This window comes from Pigmentibacter sp. JX0631 (assembly GCF_029873255.1).
In the GTDB taxonomy this organism is placed as follows: domain Bacteria; phylum Bdellovibrionota_B; class Oligoflexia; order Silvanigrellales; family Silvanigrellaceae; genus Silvanigrella.
The window spans coordinates 2649602-2668168 of sequence record NZ_CP123622.1 but is presented as its reverse complement, the minus strand read 5'-3'; the positions used below and the strand labels follow the sequence as shown (position 1 = coordinate 2668168).

The following is an 18567-nucleotide window of genomic DNA, read 5'->3' as shown; positions in this document are numbered from 1 at the left end:
ATAAACGACAAAGCAGCTCCTGGTTTTTGGATCACTTTTGCAGGAGCATTGGGATTGACAGCAACATTTTTAATTTATCGGGGAATAGTAAAAGAAAAAAAGCACTAAACCTCACGTCTTTTAGTTTTTTTCAAATCATCTCGCTTGGGTTCTTCTTCATTTTTCCTAAACCGAATAGAAAATTCTATTCTGTGTTGTCTCGCTACAGAAAAAAATTTTTCAATCCCAAAAGACATAATATTTTTTACAACGTCCTGGCTAAGTCCTTTTAATATTTCTTCTTTTCCCTTGTTTAATAATTGCGTAGCTTCTTTCGGGAAATTTTCCTTTACTTCCTTGATAACATCACGACCTGTCGCAACAGTTTTTTTTAAAATATCTCCTCCTATTTTCGCTAAATCTTGAAAATTTTCACGATCCAGCCATTTTTGATGTTCATCATCTGGGGAAACTCTTTTTTTAAATCTATCAGAATTTTTATTTTGTGTCATATTTAAGCCTTTCAGTTAACAGGCAAAAGTCAATATGAAACATAAGTCATTCACAAACGAAAAGCAAAAACTATCCTAACTAGCTTTTGGTGGGTTCGCCTTTGAAACTGTTTTAGTATTTGGTACTGCTGTTCCTTTTATTCTTGCTAAAGCAACAATTGTTTCCTTACCATTTGGATCTAATTTTAAAGATCGCTCATAACATTCAATAGCTTTCTTTTTATCTTTTAAAGCTTCATAACAACAACCTAAATTATAGGTATATTTTGAATGATCAGGATCCATTAAAGTTGACTGTTCATACCATCCCAAAGCACTTCTATAGTTTTTAAGCCTTATAAATAATAAACCTACTCTTGCTAAATTGTCCGCTGTTGGCTCCATATTTGCGACTTCTTCGCAAGCTGCAATTGCATCTGGTATTTTTCCCATTTTGGCGTAAATTCTGCCTTTTGCTTTTAGCACTTCTAATCTTAGCGAAACGATGGTTTTAGGGATTTTATTTAGATCTGTTATAGCTTTCTCATTTTCATTTAGCTTTTCAAAAATTTTAGCTCTACATAAATAAACATCATACTGATTTGGACTTTTATTTAATATGTCTGAAAACATATTTACAGCTTTAATTGGATGTCCATCTTGAATATAAAAATTCGCTAGTTGCATGAGTGCTTTGGTACTTTCGGGGTTTTGTCTTCGAGCTTTTAAACAATAGTGAACTCCTTTTTCTTTATTTCCAGAATTCCATAGCATTTCAGCATAACGTAAAAGCAATGTCTCATCGGTAGGTTCATCATGTAATGCCAGTTTCATTTGTTCTATAGCTTTGTCAAAATTTCCAGGTGTTTTAATATTTTCAATATAAATATCAGCTAATAACATGCGTCTATGAATTTGTTTTCCATTTATCTTTAATTCTTTTACCAAGAAAGGAATCGCTTCAACTTTCTTTTTATTTCCTAATAAAATATCAGCACCTGCAGCATATGCGGGATAATACATACTGTTAATTTCAATAGCCTGATTAACTAAATCAAGCGCAGCCGAAACATTTCCAAGTTTTGCTTCAGTTTGTGCTAATCCAATTAATGATCTTGCTGTTGGTTTAAATTTTTCATTGATACTTAAAAATTCATTTTTGGCTTCTGCATATTTTTCAGTAAAAAAAAGATTTTCAGCAAATCTTACTTTTTTTATATTTTCGGGTGGATTTTTATATTTAGCATAAATAGATTCAGCTTTTTGAATAATATCTTGAGGCTCAAAAGGTTTTAAAATATAGTCACTAACACCTAAGTCAACACTCCGGACTATATCCTCTTTTGTCGCTTCACCAGAAATAAACAAAACAGGTATATCATTTTGCATCGCACGCCCACGAATATATGCTAAAACTTCAAAACCATCTCCCTGAGACATATAAATATCGGTTATGACTAAATCAACAGCGTGAGTTTTTAACCAAGCAATTGCTTCTTTTGCATTTCCAAAATCTTCTACATCATAGTTTCCAGTTTTATCAAAAATTCTAAATAGAGCTTTACGCATATTCAACTGGTCATCTATGACAACCACTCGAAGATGTTCTGATTTTCCATCAGTCATCGTAAGCTCCTTCAATACAATTAAAATAAAACCGCACTCTCCAAGGTCTATTTCGGTATTTAGTGATAAAAAATAACAAATGGATTAGTTTGAAAAAAAACAAAAAAGAAGTAAAATATTAATGATTTCGAAAATTATATTTTTTCAAGAGATTTTTTTGTCAAAATTTTGACAAATTCTTACATAACAAAATGTAAATTAAAGAATACTTTTTAAGGTACAAAAGACATTGTTATTCCTGAAGTTATCTTAATATATTATTTTTTTATAAAATTAATATTTTCTTCATATTTAATAACAAATAAAAGGGTACTTATTTTTTTTACAGTATAATTTATTTTTTAGTACTCATTTATTTCTAATATTATTGCTAATAATTCTTATCAAATTAAGAACAAATAAAAAATATTTTATTTTAATAAGTTTTTATTATATTTTTAATTATAATAACTTGTTTTTTAAATTATAAAATTAATATAATTAAAATTTTGAAATAAATTTATAATTTTGAAAACTTTCTGGCTGGGTAATCATTTTATAATGATAAAAATACTGAACAAGAAAAAATATTCAAAATTAATTTATAAAATAATATAAAAATAATTTTAAATCAATAAATTCAATATTTTAATAGAATTAATTATGGATAATTATACCACAAAGATGAGTTTCTTAGAACTTGATCTTAATATTTTTGGTAAGCTACTAAATTACTCCATTTGTAAAATAATACGAATCTTTACGAATATTTTTTTATGCTTTACAGTATTTTTAGTCAAACACTCATGACCCTTTGCTCTGAACTATTTTAATATTGCAAAATATTTCTGCATGAATGTTTGCTAATTTTATAATTCTTTTGGAGGTTGCCATGAAATTTTCTTTGATTAGTAAACTTTCTCTAGTTGCAGTAGGATTTTGTTCATATTCTATTTATGCGCATGAATATTACAAAATTGAAGGATCTCATGAAGTAATCATTCCTATTAAAGCTTCCACAATGGAGGCTAATGGAGAATTTGATTTAGATAGATTAACCGGAGTGAAAAGAATTCAACTCTTAACTATTGTTCCGACAGAAGCTTTTAGAGAGAAAAATAGAAAAGCTCTTGCACAAATGGAAGCTGATGGCGGTGAACAAGATTATTCAAAAGGAATTCAACCTTTCACAAACTCCGCCACATCAGTTGATTTAGGCATGGGTAAAGTACCAGTACTCGATCAAGGAGCGTATGGTACTTGTGTTACTTTTGCTTCTACTGCAGCTCTTGATGCTAAATTAAAACTCGGTGATTACATAGATCAACAATGCAGTTTAGCACTTAATAAATTTCTTGGAAACGATGTTTGGGATGGAGCATATACAGCTGTTGAAATTCTTCAACCATTAAAAGAACATGGAATTATACCAAAAGGTCAATGTTTTGGTTCAACTTATCCAAAGAGAAGTCAAAAAGTTTCCGTTGCAAAATATGAATCAAGAAGTGATAAAAGTTATACAGGCCAAATTACTTATCATTATACTGAAAAAGCTGATTTAAATGTTGTAAAAGCAACTTTAAAAGCTGGTTATAGGGTGACAATTGGAACTGGACTTTTAGACGACAGTGGCGATCCTATTTCTGTAAATGGATTTGATGTTACAATAAAAGGCTCCAATAAATCTTATGATGGTGGCTTATGGGCATGTAAACAACCAGGAAATTCAACTAACTATTGCTCTGATCAAAAAGCAGGTCATGAAATCGTTATATTTGGTTATGATGACAAACAACAATTATTAAAAATCAGAAATTCTTGGGGAAAAACCGCTGGTGAAGATGGTAATTATTATATGACTTATGCATTTTTTAACGCAATGGTTGGTGACCACACTGAGTTAAAGTAATCCATTATCTCCTCTCTTAGAGGAGATTTTTTTTATCTAAAGGAGGTTTTTATGAAATGGCAAAAAAATGTATTTCTTTATGCATCTCTATTTAGTTTGAGCAGTATTCAAAGTTTTGCTGCAGATACATCAATGTTTCAATTAGAGGGAAATCAGGAAACAACAATAAGTGTGAAAAGCAAAACGTTAGACAAAAATAGATTAGAAAAAAAGATAAAATTAATGAAAATTACAACAACACAAGCAATGAAACTTAAAAATAAAAAAGTAATGGACGACTATTTTGGTTACTTTGAAGAAAAAAATTATTCAGAAGGAATATCAACCTTTAGTGAAAGTAGCACAGCAAGAGATCTTGGGATGAGTTTTGTTCCAGTACTAGATCAAGGTAATTATGGAACTTGTGTAACTTTTTCTTCAACTGCCGCTTTAAATGCAAGATTATCTGAACTTTTTCCAGAGATACAGAGCACAAATCCAGACTTTATTGATCAACAATGCATTTTATCTTTAAATAAATATTTAGGAAATAATTTATGGAACGGTGCAAAAAATCCAGGTCAGGTTTTAGATCCATTAAAAGCTTATGGTATAGTCGAAAAAAATAATTGCAATGGAGTATATTATTCATCACCAGATTTCGTTATTTCTCCTAAAAACTATACTCAAATAAGTAAAAAGAATTATTCTAATAATATAAATTATAATTATCTTGCAAAAGCAGATTTAATTTCTTTAAAAGAAGCAATTGATAGAGGTAACAGAGTTTTACTTGGATTTGCTCTAGCAAATTATCCCGAAAATAAAATTTCAGTAAATGGTTTTGATTTAAACATCAATTATGCTTCAACATCAGGTGGTTTATGGGCTTGTAAACAACCAGAAAACGAGTTAAACTATTGCCCTTCAGATCCAAAAGCTGGACATGAAGTTATAGTAATAGGTTATGATGATTCACAACAATTACTAAAAATAAGAAACTCTTGGAGCGAAGGTGCAGGAGATAATGGTGATTTTTATATGACTTATACTTTTTTTGAAGCTATGGCTATGGATCAAACGGAACTAAACTAAACTTTAAAATTCTGAATTAAATTTTTATTTCAAGTAATCTGAAAGCACCCGTTTTAATGCTAAATGCGAATGAAGCATAGGCTCGGCATTCTCCTTATCCCAAATAGAACCACTTTTAAATTCATTCATACTTTCTGGTAAAGGAACAAAGCCGCTTTGCCAAAACCAATTTAAACGACTCCTAGGATTCCCCAGAAGTTCAGCAGAAGGTCTCCAATCACTATGTTTTTCCACAAATTGATCTGGAGGATAACGTAACTGTAAAGTCTTATACCTTTTTTTTACAATTGATTGCGGAGCCCAAATTTCAACTCCAAGACATGCAGCAGCCTTTGATGGAGAAAGATTTTCAGCGGGTTGAGCAGAAGACCACTCACTTCCAATTTCTTCACAAGGAGTTTTTCCTTTCGGAATTAACTCTAAGCGCAATAGTTTGATTTCACTTGCAGCCCTTCTTCTAGGAACAAAAAGATTTTCATCGTATTTTTCTAATTCTTCTTCTTTCATTAAATTGTCTGCCTTTTTTGATTTATTAAATTTCTTATATAAGCAACTAATTCATCGTTATTTTTATTTTTTTTGATATTATTATCTAAAAATTTATTCATAGTAGCTACAAGATTATAATAATTTTCCTCAGTAAGAAATGCATTATCTGTAAATATTTCTCTCTGATTTTGATCTTCTGGAAAAGTTTCTGGCATTTGAAATGTTGTAGCTACATCTGATAAGAAATTATAGTCAATTAAATTAGGAGAAATTTTTTTAAATAAACATATCCCATATACCAAAGTGATTATAATATGAATATCTTTAGAATATTTCCAAGAAAAAGCTTTAATTGCAGAGGAAGGATCAAACGAAAATTTCCATTCAAAAGGTTTTTTACTAACAAATGAAAGCAATTCAGGATCAATATTTTTTCCTTGCGCACATAATGTACATTGTTTTAATACAAATGATGAAAAGTCATCACTATTTAATTTTAATCTGGAATTAGAAAACTTAAGTAATAAGTCTAATATTTCTTCAGTATATTTATGCCTGCTCACTGAAGCTGGTAAAAATATCTTCTGAAATCCAGAAAGCAAAACACCTACAGTTGCATCTAATTCAGATAAAATATCGTCACTTAAAAGATTTTCTACCCTATTTTCTACTAATATATCACTAATCCATTCTTGAAAATCACAAAATGATTCCAAACACCAAAAAGCAAGAGAATCTCTGCGTGAATTCATTTTTTGGGTTATAGTTTCAAAAGCTTCGACATTTTTTTTATTTTGGTTTTGCTGAAGATTATAGTAAATTTGTCCATATTCTACAGCCAATATTGAATTCAAGTGTTCCCATTCATCTACAAGTAAACAAATTTCTCGTTGTATAGTTCTAATTCTTGCAAATAATTTTCTTTCATCCGTTCTAATATTAAAAGAATTTAATTCACAAACTTTCGAAACAGGCAAACATTTCGGTTCATGATTACTACTATCTAATCCAAATCTAATTCCATCTTCACTTAATGAAACAGCAAAATTAGTATTATTTTTTGTTAAAAAGACAGAACCAAGCCCATCAATATCATAAAAGTGAACTACAGCTCTAAATTGATAGTTTCTATCGTTCAAACCAAACCAATAAAATAAAGATAAATTAACTATTTTTTCAACTTCATTTAAAATAAAAAAGATATCTTTCTCGTTTTCTTCGGCAAGACCTTGAGTTGAAAAAATATTTGTAAAAAAATTTACCAAATTTTCAGCAGTTTTTTCTGACATTCTTTGCAGTTCATAAGTTCTTTCGAACTTTTGATCATTCATTCCCCTATAATTTGATAAAAACTTTTTAAATTCTTTTATATGTGAAGGTGATAGCAAATATTCTTCAAATTGAGGAAAATTTTTTTCAATTTCAGTAACAATATTTTTTAATAAATTTTTTATCATTAATTTATTTTCCCTCTAAAAAAGAAAGAAGATCTATTTCAATATTTTCAAGCTCTTCATCATTATCTTCACCTTCCTGTGACTTTATTAGGAGTTCTGTATAATTATTTAATAATTGTCTTAATTTCATAAATTCGAGAGATGATGAATCTATTTGTGAAAGATATCTTTTTGTTCTAAGCATCAAAGCGTTAACTACAGTCGTTGAATCTGGAGAAACAACCACATTTTTGTTTCCACCAAAAGGAAATGAAAGAATATTTCTATTTTTTTCGGAAAACACCGATGGATTTGAACCTGAATCTTCAATTTGCATTTGATCCAAATTTTCATTTATAGGTTCAACAAAAGGATTTGTTTCTTCTTCTGTTATTGATGTCCAACCTTTTACTTCACCAGTTCTACTGTCAAATTGAGCTTTCGCTTCATTTTTAGTGCCTAATTGTCTAGCAAAAACTTGTACCATTCCATTCACATCATAAGTAAGCTGAATTTCGCAGCGTGTTCCTTTGGGACATGGTTGTTCCAATTCAAACAGAAATGAACCTATTAATCTATTTTCTCCAACAGTATCTCCATCACCTTGCACTACAACTACATGGACAGCATGTTGATTATTATAAATAGTATTAAAGAATTCAGATCTTCTAGCAGGAAGAGCGCTATTTCTATGTAAAATAGGTGCAACATGGAGCAAATTTTGGAGCTCTTTATTAAACTCTTCTATTCTAGCCCCAAGTTTTCTATGCAGTTCTTGTTCAGATATTGGGTAAGGAATCCCAAATTTTTTAGCCACAAGCTTAAAGTTCTCATTGATAGATTCTGTATTTTCTACCACTCCTATTCCTAGTGTATGACTGCATACATCTACAAGTATAGTATCTGGTTGAATTCCTAATATGATAGCAGCCTGTAATGCAGCTCCCCAACTGACAGCTAAATCAGGTTCTAAACGTGCATCGACAATACAAGCAAAGTAATCAGAAAGCATTTTTCTAACTAAAGCTAAACGGGTACTGCCTCCGACTAATAAAATTCTTGAAATATATTTTGGATTTCTTTTTGCAGCGTGCATTGCACTTTCAGTTAAATGTAAAGTCCTTTGAATAATAGGAATAACGAGAGTATCAAAATCTTCTCTTGTCATTTGCATTGAAATGCTTGAACCTTTTCCATCTAAGTCAGAATGGGAAATATCAACTAATCCTTCAGTCATAAAGGTTTTCTTAGCATTTTCAGCTATCACAAGCAAATTTCTAAACATTTCAGAATCTTTTGAAGATCTGCGAGCTAGCAATTGGGGATGGACTTTCGTCAAAAGAAAATTCGCAATAGCTTCGTCAACATCATCACCACCAAGATGTATGTCTCCATCACTACTTAAGACGTTAAAAATAAAACCATCCCTATCAACTATACTAACGTCGAAAGTACCGCCACCCAAATCAAAAACAGCTAGGCTTTCTTTCTCTACGACTTTATCCTCGGGCATCATACTATATGCAAGAGCTGCAGCAGTTGGTTCATTTACAATGCGCAATACCTTAATTCCCACTTTTTCAGCAGCAGCAATAGTAGAAAGTCTAGCGGCATCATCAAAATGTGCTGGTACTGTAATAACAGCCCAAATACCTCCATTCTTTTCTTTTTGCTCCTGCAAAACAGGGTGAGAAACTAAATAATTTAATACTAGTGAGGCTATTTCTTCAGCAGAAAATATTTTTTCATTCGAATAAAAATGGGTTAGGTTTTTCCCCATTGTCCTTTTTGTACTTTTGATCACTTCAATAGGTTCAAGCTCTAATTTTGCTTTTGCTTCAGAACCTATTATTACTTTATCATTTTTAATGTCATAGTAAACCATTGATGGAACTAGAAAACTATCACCATATTTTAAAGTTACAGGATGAGAATCCCCCATTGAATAAACAGATACTACTGAATTGGTAGTGCCTAAATCAATTCCAATAGCTGCTACTGAATTTGGGATTTTATTAATTTCTTGAACATTATAAACAGATTGATTGTTTATATCTTTACTTTTTTTCTTGAACTGCAAAACATTCATATATTAGACTCCAAACTTTGCGTCTTTTATAGCCGCAGGAATGTCTATTTGATAGACTTTGATTACTATGGCATATTGCAGATTGCAAACCGGTGTGACCGGAATAGTTACTATTTATTTTAAAGATTGGTTTTTAATATATGCTTAAAACTCGTTTAATAACCGCGGCTATTTTTTCAGGAATAATTATATATATTTTAAGTTTTTCGCCACTTCACCTTTTTTATCCACTATTTGTTTTGATCACTTTTATCGCCATTTTTCTCTCAGGTACAGAATTTGCTGCCTTGAGATGGAATATCATGGATGGCTCTTCTATCACATTAGAGCAAAAACGTCCAAAGCTAAAACCAAAACACTTTGCTATTGGTTTTTCCTACGCTTTTTTAATTTTAACATTTTCAATCTCAAGCATTATATTTAAAAATAATCCTGAAAAAATACTTATTTTACCTATTAGTTGGACTTTTCTGTGTTTTTTCGTTTCTGCTGCACTCATCTACCGTAGAGCGACGGATATTCATACTGCTTCTAACAAACTTCTGAATGTTATTGCTGGGTTTATCTACTTAGCACTCCCAGCAGCTTGTTTAACTAAACTAAGTTTAATAGATTTTGACGGACCTTATCGAAGTGCTCAATTATATTTCTGTTTAGCAACTATTTTAATGGGTGATACTGGTGCGTACTTTATTGGAACTCGTTTTGGCAAGCATAAACTCATTCCAAAAGTTTCTCCGAAAAAAAGTGTAGAAGGTTCAATTGGTGGTCTTATTTTTAGTGGATTGACCGCATTTCTGTTGAATTACTTCTTTCAACTTCCCTTTCCTGCTTGGTATGCCATTTTAATGGGTATTTGTATGGGTATTGCAGGACAAATAGGAGATCTTTTAGAAAGCGCATTTAAAAGGGCTGGAGGGTTTAAGGACAGTGGTAATTTATTACCAGGTCATGGCGGCTTTCTTGATCGCATCGATTCTTTAATTTTAGGTATACCTGTCGCATTTCTTTTTTTCTCCCTCTATCATTGATTTGACACCTCCCAGTTACTTTTTCATTTTATACTCCCGGCTTTTTCCGAAACATCTATAGCTTAGCTTAATGCTTATATTGGAAGTTTCTATGAGTGAAGAAGTTGAAAACCGAAGAGACGCTCGAAGATGTGTTTATTTGGGAGAAGGAATAAAAGTTTATATTAAAGATTTGGATGAAGTTCGTTCAATACAAGGAGAAATAACGGATATTTCTCCTTGGGGCTGTAATATATACATTGCCGATCAAAAACTTGCTAGTTACCCAAAAAAAGGTGACACAATTAAATTATATTATAATACCAGAGAAAAAAAGACCTTTACATGTAAGGGCCGTGTTATATATGTCATCTCAAAAGTAATTGATGATATTAAATATTTACGCTATGGAATTGAAATTATAAATGAATATATTTTGAACCCTGAAGTTGCAAATATAAAATATTACGAAATACCAGATATTTTTACTCCTCACTGTTGGTGTGGTGACGCATTTTTTTTTCAAGAAAAAATAATCTTTAAAGTAAAAAGCTTGCACTCAAATGGAATGATTTTAATTACTTCTGCAAGAAATAAAACCCTGTTACCAAACTTAGATTTACAATTAAAAGTAAGCATTCCGGCGTTAGATGAATTTATTGTCAATACAAAAATTGCCCAAGTAATTAACTCCACAAAGCCGAATGAAAAAGACAAATACTATGTGCATGTAATTTTTGAAAATAAAAATACAAAATTCCTCCAAGTATTTGTTGAATATATTTTATTTTGCGGAGTTGAAGTCACACCCAAAGAATTACGAGAAAATAATTTACCAGTAGATATTATTGAAAATAGTTTATCACATTACTATGCAATGGATAAATTTGATTTAGAAAAAATATATGAATTAAGAAAAATTGGACTATTTGAAGAAATACCAAAAATTATTTCAGATAGCGTAGTAGAAAACGAAAATACTGAAAGTGATCATCCTTTTAAAGATAAATTTGATGAATATTCTAGGCAATTAATTTGTAAAGTTGGAAAAAAACCTATTGCTTGTTTGAGAATTATTTTTAATAATCAAAATCAAGAAAAAACTGAATTATACGAATTCTGTGAGAATATTCCTGATTGGTTATTAACAAAAAAATTTGTAGAAATATCTCGCTTTGCTTGGGACAAAGAATATAGAGAAAGTGATGTTTTTATCAATATGATAAGACAAGTTGTTAGGATAGTAATAGAGTCAGGTCATACTCATATTGTAACAAGTTCTCCAGAACCTTTAATTCCACTTTATACAAAAGTGGGTTTTCAAGTTCTAGATGTACCTTGGAAATCGAAATATTCAACGATAAAAAGCAAAGAATCAATTTTATTCTTAGATGCTAAAGGAATTTTATCTGGAGAAATTGTCATCGAAAAATTTATTTGGAACAAAATATACTCAAGAGTTGCGAATTATTTAGGAATAACAACAAAAGAATAATATTTTAGTTGTTGTTCCTTTTATATATTGCAGGAATTACTGATTTTAATTTATGTTTATTTCCTATCATAGCTTCTGAATGACCGATAAAAAGATAACCATCTTTTGTTAGACATGATGATAATTTTTCTACCGTATCTTCTACAACTTTTTGAGGAAAATATATCAAAACATTTCGACAAAATATTAAATCAAATTTATAAGGAAACTTATAAACTTCGCTTTTTAAATTAAATTTAAAAAATTCAATCATATTTCTATAGTTTTCTTTAATCTGATAACAATCACTTGGAATATTGTTTGATTCTTCAAAATATTTTAATATAAGATCTGCGGATACATGCTCACTAATTTCTTTTTTATAAATTCCTAATTTTGCTTTTTCTAAAACTTGCGTGTTTAAATCTGAAGCTTGAATTTTTATACTAATGTTCTTTGTTTTACTAAAATATTCATTAAGTATCATTAAAATTGTATATGGTTCTTCTCCACTGCTTGATGCAGCACACCAAACTTTTATTTCCTTCCGTTTTTCTTTCAATAAATTTTCTTCAATTTTCGGAAGATTTTGTTTTAAAAATTGAAAATGTTCCTTTTCCCTAAAAAAATGGGTCGTATTTGTGGTTAGAACTTCCAAAAACTCATTAGTTACTTCATTACTTCCAATTTCTATCAGATTAATTAATTCTTTATATGATGAACAATTATATTTTTTTAGAACTTTATGGAGTCTATTTGACATTAATGAAAAGTTTTTTTCGCTAGGATCCATAAAAATCCCAGTTCTATCTAAAAGAATTTTTGATAAACTATTAAACCCAGCTTCATCTGAAATTAATTCATCAAAAGTTAGATTATTTTGTTGAGGTGCTTTAGGCATTTTTTTCCCTCGATAGCATTCTCTACAAAGAATATTATAAAGCAATCACGTTGTCTTTTCGGTACAAATAATAACTAGAATAATACCATGTCGAAATCCTAACACAAATAAATCTGTCATCTCATAGAATAGAATGTAACATATATAAAATACTATTTTTTTGGAGTAAATTATGAGCTGCTTAAAGGAACATCTTATCCTTGTAGTGGACGATGAGCCTGATCTAAGAGAAATGCTTGTCTCTGAACTTCAAACACTAGAAGCAAAAACATTAGAAGCTGGGAATGGAAAAGAAGGAATAAAAATTGTTAAAAATGAAAAAATAGATCTTATTATTAGTGATATTAGAATGCCAGGTGGCAATGGTATTGATTTATTAGATGAAACAAAAAAATTAAATTTACTAAAACCAAAATTTTTATTTATAACTGCTTTTTCTGATTTTACCAGAGAAGAAATTCATGCCCATGGAGCTGAAGGTCTAGTTTCAAAACCATTTGATTTACCTAGCTTAATTGAAAATTTAGAATGGCTTTGCACTGACTTAAAAACAAAATATTTAAAAAAACCAGTACAACCAACATCAACACGCCTCCAAGTGTCTGCCAATAATGCTAATGAATTTATTTTAGGCAGGGGCGGAGCTTTAATGTATACAGGAACAAAGTTACTTGAAGCTGCGGAATTTGTTGAGTTTGAAATTCAATTTCCAGATGGAACTAAAGTGACTGGAAATGGTGAAGTACTTTGGAACGGAAATGTTCAAGATGGAGAAAACTATTGTGCTGGTATTGAATTTAAGTATTTTACTCCAGATTGTTTAGACTATGCAATAAAATTAATTGAGAGTTGCAAATCAATAGCATATGTTCCGGAAAGAACAAAAAAAATAGAATAATTTCTGTTACTTTTTAGCAGATAAAGAATTTACGTATTCAGCCAAATCTTTTCTGTCTTTTTCATTTGGAACCTGCGCTTTAAAGCTTGCCATTCCAGTTCCTGGTACACCTTTTTCTATAACTTCCATAATATATTTTACTGGAGGAAGATTAGCTTTATTATTTTTAAATTTACCTTCAGCTAAATTAGTTGCTTTCATCGCCTGTCCTGAAGGAGTATCTGCTTTTCCAGTTGCTCCATGGCAAAGAGCACAAGTCGCAGATTCATAGAATTTTTTCCCATTTGCAAGTTGTTCAGCACTTGCTCCGCTTCCTTTTGCTGGTGCGGCAATAGCCGATTCGGTTTCAAGCATACTAGTTGTTGAGTTTGCAGCCGTTTCACTTGGTTTGTCTGTTGATTTATTCATTTTAATTAAATCATACCTATAAACAACTATAAACACTACGAGTAACGTTACCAGAAAAGAGACCAGTAGTACCTTTGTTGGGGCTTTCATTTTTTCCTCCAATGAAAATTGAAACCTTAAAAATTTATTGGCATCTTACTCGACAGTCTAAAAAGAAATTTAACATGGAATAAGATAAAAATTTACACTTAAAAAAATATTATACTAAAAGCAACCAAAAGAAAATGATTACCAAAAGTTTAGTCTTCGCATTTTCTTTCAATAAATTATTTTATTGCAGCTTTGATACTAGCTTCTAATTGTTGTGGATTAGCTTCTAGAATTTTTCCATTTAAATAAAAAGTTGGTGTTCCTTTAAAGCCAGTTGAACTATTAAATTCATTTTGAACTTTTTGGATATATTCATTTGGTTCATTAGAATTTAGACATTCCGTAAATGCTTTTAGATCAAGATTGGATTGTTTTGCCACATTGATAGCTTCATCGAGAAATTGTTTTGTTGGATCATTACCAGTTGGATTTGCTTTTGAAAAAGGCACTTGAAAAGCGTTAGTATGATAATCCCAGAAAGATTTTTCACCTTGTTTAGTAGCACAAAACGCACCTTTGGTTAAAGCACCACTCAAACCTTGTGCTGCAAGAGGGTAAGAAATATGGACAAATTTAACTTTATCAGCAAATTCTTTGGAAATTTTTTCTATGATAGGCTCTGTTTCACGGCAATGTGCACAAAGATAATCAGCCACTTCAACAAATACTAAACTGGCGTTTTTATTTCCCCTGGAAGGATAACCTTCTAAATTTAATTTGACCGAAGGAGATGTCGGTGGATTTAATAATACTTTGATTCTCCCGCCCACTTCTAGTTCTTGTATTTTGCGCAGAACAATTTCTGAAGCTTTTTGTTGAGACATTTGCATCTGAAGCTGCGCTTTTATTTTCTCGAAAGATTGCCCCCCAAAAACCCCGGCACCCATTTGGGCAATTATTTTTTCATAATATTGCTTCGCATCTTGCTCAGAAACTGGCGGAATATTCAATAATTCTTCTAATTTAGGAAGTTCTGTAGAAGAAACAGGTTTTCCTGCATCATTTGCCAAAGCTATTCTAAGTGCAATTTGAGAAGCAAAGTTTTTTTCTGCATTATAGATATTGTTTTGCAGAGTAAAGTAATCCATTCCTGAATCACCAGGTAGCATACCTGTATCCCAAGTTTTACCATCTACAACGACAAATGGTTTTCCTAGATTTGCAGATATATCAACTGCTTTTTTGGCTTTTTGGGCAAGCATCACACCTGTAGTAGCTAATGCTCCTAAAATAATACCCCCTATAAAAAAACCAATTATTTTAATGTTACTAGATTTGTTATCTTGCATTATTTTTCTCCATAAATGAAAGGAACGGAAGCTTTCAAAATTCTCAACTATAATTCAATTTCTTCAGAATCATCAAGTTCCGAATGTAATGTAATTAATCTTAGTGGAGAAATTTCTTTAATAATTTTTGCCGCAGAAAGTGGCACTATATAAAACTCATCAACTTCATCCATTGGTCGCCCAATTCCTAATTTCCCACGCGCCAGCATTTCTCTCTGCCAAGAGGTCACTAGAACCTTACGGACTTTATTTTTTTCTGCGAAATAATAAGGTTCTGTAGCATTTGGAGAATTAAGACAATTGCTATTTAAAATTTGTCTAGCCCTGTATATTAACTCTCTTTGCTGAATCAGCAAATCGCGTTGTTTGTTTAATTCTTTATCAATTTCTTTCTGTTTATTTTTTTCTTCTTCAATTTTATCGAGTTCTGCTTTTTTTTCGGCATCAATAGCATCCGCAAGTTGTTTATTTTTCTTTGAATCATGTTCTTGTTTGCGGTTTGAGGCTTCTGCTTTTTGTGCTTGTTTTTTGGAAACCAATCCTGCTTTTAAAAGTTGATCCCTTAAGCTCATCTTTATTCCTCCCTTACCCTTTCATCCTTCTCCCGACTTTTATGAATTGTCAATTTATCTTCAGCTCTGGAAAATAGAAATGTATCAAAAATGAGGCATTTTTTAGAAGTTATCCACATTGAAAGTGGATAACTCGAGGGAGAACAAATGACTTATTCTTAAAAATAAATAACTTCAAAGGTATGCCATTTTATAGAGCACTATTTATACTTAATTGATAGATAATACAAAAATTAGAAATCTAGTTTCTTTTTCGCAAAGATACTAACATGATTTCTTTCAAATTTTTAATTTTCATATCTTTAGAGAGGTATCGAACTAAACTTTCCCCTTCTCAATTGAGAGAAATGATTCTAAAGAATCATCTTTCGTCTCTAACCAACTCGTATGATGATAAGTAGAAAAATTACCAGTTAGAGCTGAACAATAGATTTGATCTCGAAAAGTTATGATATTTTCATGTTTATGTTTTTTCCAAAGAAAAAAATTAGCATTTACCTTATCTATATCTAATTTTGGGTAATCAGTTAAAGATATTAATTCCTTTACATAATCTCCTTGAAATAATACACCGTCATGAGCAGTTTCTAATTTTTCTTCTCTATCTATCCAAATATTATTTTCTATTTGTTGTTCTTGCAATGAAGGTAACGAAAACTTCCCTAGAATAAAGTTACGAGCTAACCATGCTTGGGCATCAAACATATTAAAAGTGTAATACTGATCTTGCATACCTAAATATATTAATTTTGGATTTTCAAACCAAAATATTCCTTTATACAAATGATTTGGCCATAATCTATTTTTAGTTTTTAACTGTAAATTTTCTGCCATAAAGGGAAAATGGTGCTTATAACCTGTACATAAAATAATAGCATCTATTTTTTTTGTTGTTCCATCTTTAAAATATGCAATATTTAATTCTACTTTATCTAGCATAGGTTTTTCTTCCCAATTATTTGGAAAGTTAAAGCCCATAGGCTTTGTTCTGTAACAAGAAGTAATACTTTTTGCTCCGTATTTGTAACATTGAGATCCTATATCTTCTGCTGAATAACTACTACCTACTATTAAAATATCTTTATCTTTAAATTCTAAGGCATCGCGAAAATCATGCGCATGCAATATTCTTCCGTTGAACTTATTCATGCCAGGAAAAGTTGGATAATTTGGAAAGGAATAATGTCCTGAAGCTACAACTACATAATCAAATTCTTCAATATACTCATTATCTTTTTTTAAATTCCGGTATTTTAAATGAAATTTATTTGTTTCGTTATGAAATACGACGCTTTTTACGGGACATTGAAATTTTATCCATTTTTTAACCCCTGCTTTTTCTACACGTCCTTGAATATAATCAAACAGAACCTCTCTTGGTGGGTAAGAAGGAATTTGTTTACCAAAGTGTTCTTCAAAAGAGTAATCTGCAAATTCTAGACATTCTTTAGGCCCATTAGACCAGAGATAACGATACATACTGCCGTGCACAGGTTCCCCAAATCTATCCACACCAGTTTCCCAAGTGTAATTCCAAAGGCCTCCCCAATTATCTTGCTTTTCAAAACAAACAATTTCAGGAATAGGAATGCTCTTTTGCTCTATAGCTGCAAAAGCTCGCATTTGAGCACACCCTGATGGACCAGCCCCAATAATAGCAACTCGAGTTTTCATATAAATCCTCATTAATATTTAAATACTTGCGAAATAAATATAGTAATTAAAAAGAAATTTTAAATTATTAGAAAAGAAATATTGTTTTTTGTACACAAAAAATATATTACAACTATTTTTTCAATTTCTCAACTAATATGCTATTATTTTTGTACTTTCTATAATTTAAAAATGCCTTTACAAATACCTAAAAGAAGAAATATACCCTTTAGGACAGTTGGAATTGATTCATGCCTTCTAAGAATCAAGCACAATTTAATAACCTTAATAGATTATTAGAAATAACTATTAAATTGAGTATAAAATAATGGAGATTCACTTGAAAAAAAGAGAAAAAGAACAAGAAAAAATAAAACAACATGGTGAGCACAGAAGAATCCCAAAACCAAGAAAAAATTTAGAAATGAAGATATGTGGTCTCCATTCTTGTAAAATGTTATTTAGCAAACGCCCTCAGGACCTTATTCGTGTTTATATTACCGAAAATATGCTAAAAGAAATGAATAAAGTTTTAAAATATTGTGCTGAGAAAAAATTAGCTTATCGTATTTTAACCGAAGAAGAAATGCTGAAGGTTTCTGAATCAAATCATCATGAAGGAGTTTGTTTTTTAATTCGCCGTACTCCTTCTTTAAGCTATGAAGAATTTCTTAAAAATGAAAATCTAGTTAAAAATACAAATTGTATTGTTGCACTCGAAAATGTCCAAAATCCACATAACTTAGGAGCAGTTATGCGTGTTTGTGCAAATTTTGGAGCAAATGCTATACTAGTATCACATGCAGATGCAGCATTATCGGGTGCAGCTTATCGTACATCAGAAGGTGGTGCTGAGTTTATCAAAATAATTACTACAGATAATTTTAATAAAGCTTTGGAGAAATTTAAAGCATCTGAATATAAAATTATGTTAACTTCTAGTCATAAAGGTACGAATATATTTAAAGAGAAACTTCCTAAAAAATTGGTATTTGTTTTTGGATCAGAAAATTCTGGTATAACAGAACCCCTCTTAAATAATGGTGATAAAATTATCCAAATTCCAAGTTCAGGTAATGTAGAAAGTCTAAATATCGCATGCGCATCAAGTGTCATTCTTGCTGAATATTGGCGAATTCATAAAGAATAATTATATAAATAAGAGTAGCATTATTATGTTGCCAATTATTTTGGTAACTT

At 30.6% G+C, this 18567-nt stretch carries 16 protein-coding genes; 6 read left to right on the top strand and 10 right to left on the bottom strand.

Going from position 1 to position 18567, the window contains the following annotated elements; all coding sequences use genetic code 11:
* Positions 1-104: 104 nt before the first annotated feature.
* Positions 105-491 (bottom strand): hypothetical protein, encoded by a 387-nt coding sequence (locus QEJ31_RS11625; RefSeq protein WP_280590312.1) that lies wholly within the window; start codon positions 489-491, stop codon positions 105-107.
* A 75-nt stretch (positions 492-566) separates the two neighbouring features.
* Entirely contained in the window at positions 567-2096 is a 1530-nt protein-coding gene (locus QEJ31_RS11620; RefSeq protein WP_280590310.1) for a tetratricopeptide repeat protein, read from the bottom strand.
* Positions 2097-2967: 871 nt separating this feature from the next.
* Between QEJ31_RS11620 and QEJ31_RS11615 the strand changes: the two genes are divergently transcribed.
* Both QEJ31_RS11615 and QEJ31_RS11610 read left to right on the top strand, forming a co-directional pair.
* Positions 2968-3984 carry a C1 family peptidase gene (locus tag QEJ31_RS11615; RefSeq protein WP_280590308.1) on the top strand — a complete coding sequence of 339 codons (1017 nt, stop codon included), beginning with the start codon at positions 2968-2970 and terminating at the stop codon, positions 3982-3984.
* A 51-nt stretch (positions 3985-4035) separates the two neighbouring features.
* Positions 4036-5058: a C1 family peptidase gene (locus tag QEJ31_RS11610; RefSeq protein WP_280590307.1), complete on the top strand. Its 1023-nt coding sequence runs from the start codon at positions 4036-4038 to the stop codon at positions 5056-5058.
* A gap of 24 nt (positions 5059-5082) precedes the next feature.
* On the opposite strand, the gene QEJ31_RS11605 is transcribed toward QEJ31_RS11610, so the two are convergent.
* From QEJ31_RS11605 to QEJ31_RS11595, 3 genes are read right to left on the bottom strand one after another with little or no spacing between them, the layout of a single operon-like run.
* The gene (locus QEJ31_RS11605) at positions 5083-5565 is read right to left on the bottom strand and encodes a hypothetical protein (protein ID WP_280590305.1); all 483 of its coding nucleotides are present in this window, start codon (positions 5563-5565) and stop codon (positions 5083-5085) included.
* Complete coding sequence (locus QEJ31_RS11600; RefSeq protein ID WP_280590304.1) at positions 5565-7004, bottom strand: hypothetical protein; 1440 nt, start codon at positions 7002-7004, stop codon at positions 5565-5567. The genes QEJ31_RS11605 and QEJ31_RS11600 overlap by 1 nt, the downstream gene beginning before the upstream one ends.
* Positions 7005-7008: 4 nt before the next feature.
* Positions 7009-9072, bottom strand: a complete 2064-nt coding sequence (locus QEJ31_RS11595; protein ID WP_280590303.1) for an Hsp70 family protein — start codon at positions 9070-9072, stop codon at positions 7009-7011.
* A gap of 140 nt (positions 9073-9212) precedes the next feature.
* Here QEJ31_RS11595 and QEJ31_RS11590 point away from each other — a divergent pair, with 140 nt between their 5' ends.
* Positions 9213-10103 carry a phosphatidate cytidylyltransferase gene (locus QEJ31_RS11590; protein ID WP_280590302.1) on the top strand — a complete coding sequence of 297 codons (891 nt, stop codon included), beginning with the start codon at positions 9213-9215 and terminating at the stop codon, positions 10101-10103.
* Between the two features lie 91 nt (positions 10104-10194).
* Entirely contained in the window at positions 10195-11577 is a 1383-nt protein-coding gene (locus QEJ31_RS11585) for a GNAT family N-acyltransferase (protein ID WP_280590301.1), read from the top strand.
* Positions 11578-11581: 4 nt separating this feature from the next.
* On the opposite strand, the gene QEJ31_RS11580 is transcribed toward QEJ31_RS11585, so the two are convergent.
* Positions 11582-12457 carry a protein-glutamate O-methyltransferase CheR gene (locus QEJ31_RS11580; RefSeq protein ID WP_280590300.1) on the bottom strand — a complete coding sequence of 292 codons (876 nt, stop codon included), beginning with the start codon at positions 12455-12457 and terminating at the stop codon, positions 11582-11584.
* Between the two features lie 172 nt (positions 12458-12629).
* Between QEJ31_RS11580 and QEJ31_RS11575 the strand changes: the two genes are divergently transcribed.
* Positions 12630-13355, top strand: a complete 726-nt coding sequence (locus QEJ31_RS11575) for a response regulator (protein ID WP_280590298.1) — start codon at positions 12630-12632, stop codon at positions 13353-13355.
* A gap of 6 nt (positions 13356-13361) precedes the next feature.
* On the opposite strand, the gene QEJ31_RS11570 is transcribed toward QEJ31_RS11575, so the two are convergent.
* The 4 genes from QEJ31_RS11570 to QEJ31_RS11555 all read right to left on the bottom strand — a co-directional run bounded on the left by QEJ31_RS11570 (position 13362) and on the right by QEJ31_RS11555 (position 17388).
* Entirely contained in the window at positions 13362-13853 is a 492-nt protein-coding gene (locus QEJ31_RS11570) for a cytochrome c (RefSeq protein WP_280590297.1), read from the bottom strand.
* Positions 13854-14029: 176 nt separating this feature from the next.
* Entirely contained in the window at positions 14030-15142 is a 1113-nt protein-coding gene (locus QEJ31_RS11565; protein ID WP_280590295.1) for a thioredoxin domain-containing protein, read from the bottom strand.
* A gap of 47 nt (positions 15143-15189) precedes the next feature.
* Complete coding sequence (locus QEJ31_RS11560; protein WP_280590294.1) at positions 15190-15714, bottom strand: DUF2058 family protein; 525 nt, start codon at positions 15712-15714, stop codon at positions 15190-15192.
* Positions 15715-16032: 318 nt separating this feature from the next.
* Positions 16033-17388 carry an NAD(P)/FAD-dependent oxidoreductase gene (locus tag QEJ31_RS11555; RefSeq protein WP_280590292.1) on the bottom strand — a complete coding sequence of 452 codons (1356 nt, stop codon included), beginning with the start codon at positions 17386-17388 and terminating at the stop codon, positions 16033-16035.
* A 319-nt stretch (positions 17389-17707) separates the two neighbouring features.
* Between QEJ31_RS11555 and QEJ31_RS11550 the strand changes: the two genes are divergently transcribed.
* Positions 17708-18517 (top strand): TrmH family RNA methyltransferase, encoded by an 810-nt coding sequence (locus QEJ31_RS11550; RefSeq protein ID WP_280590290.1) that lies wholly within the window; start codon positions 17708-17710, stop codon positions 18515-18517.
* Positions 18518-18567: the final 50 nt, after the last annotated feature.

Bases quoted from the DNA above. Each gene is read 5' to 3' on its own strand.
- QEJ31_RS11625 (WP_280590312.1), bottom strand. From the start codon at position 491: ATGACACAAAATAAAAATTCTGATAGATTTAAAAAAAGAGTTTCCCCA.
- QEJ31_RS11620 (WP_280590310.1), bottom strand. From the start codon at position 2,096: ATGACTGATGGAAAATCAGAACATCTTCGAGTGGTTGTCATAGATGAC.
- QEJ31_RS11615 (WP_280590308.1), top strand. From the start codon at position 2,968: ATGAAATTTTCTTTGATTAGTAAACTTTCTCTAGTTGCAGTAGGATTT.
- QEJ31_RS11610 (WP_280590307.1), top strand. From the start codon at position 4,036: ATGAAATGGCAAAAAAATGTATTTCTTTATGCATCTCTATTTAGTTTG.
- QEJ31_RS11605 (WP_280590305.1), bottom strand. From the start codon at position 5,565: ATGAAAGAAGAAGAATTAGAAAAATACGATGAAAATCTTTTTGTTCCT.
- QEJ31_RS11600 (WP_280590304.1), bottom strand. From the start codon at position 7,004: ATGATAAAAAATTTATTAAAAAATATTGTTACTGAAATTGAAAAAAAT.
- QEJ31_RS11595 (WP_280590303.1), bottom strand. From the start codon at position 9,072: ATGAATGTTTTGCAGTTCAAGAAAAAAAGTAAAGATATAAACAATCAA.
- QEJ31_RS11590 (WP_280590302.1), top strand. From the start codon at position 9,213: ATGCTTAAAACTCGTTTAATAACCGCGGCTATTTTTTCAGGAATAATT.
- QEJ31_RS11585 (WP_280590301.1), top strand. From the start codon at position 10,195: ATGAGTGAAGAAGTTGAAAACCGAAGAGACGCTCGAAGATGTGTTTAT.
- QEJ31_RS11580 (WP_280590300.1), bottom strand. From the start codon at position 12,457: ATGCCTAAAGCACCTCAACAAAATAATCTAACTTTTGATGAATTAATT.
- QEJ31_RS11575 (WP_280590298.1), top strand. From the start codon at position 12,630: ATGAGCTGCTTAAAGGAACATCTTATCCTTGTAGTGGACGATGAGCCT.
- QEJ31_RS11570 (WP_280590297.1), bottom strand. From the start codon at position 13,853: ATGAAAGCCCCAACAAAGGTACTACTGGTCTCTTTTCTGGTAACGTTA.
- QEJ31_RS11565 (WP_280590295.1), bottom strand. From the start codon at position 15,142: ATGCAAGATAACAAATCTAGTAACATTAAAATAATTGGTTTTTTTATA.
- QEJ31_RS11560 (WP_280590294.1), bottom strand. From the start codon at position 15,714: ATGAGCTTAAGGGATCAACTTTTAAAAGCAGGATTGGTTTCCAAAAAA.
- QEJ31_RS11555 (WP_280590292.1), bottom strand. From the start codon at position 17,388: ATGAAAACTCGAGTTGCTATTATTGGGGCTGGTCCATCAGGGTGTGCT.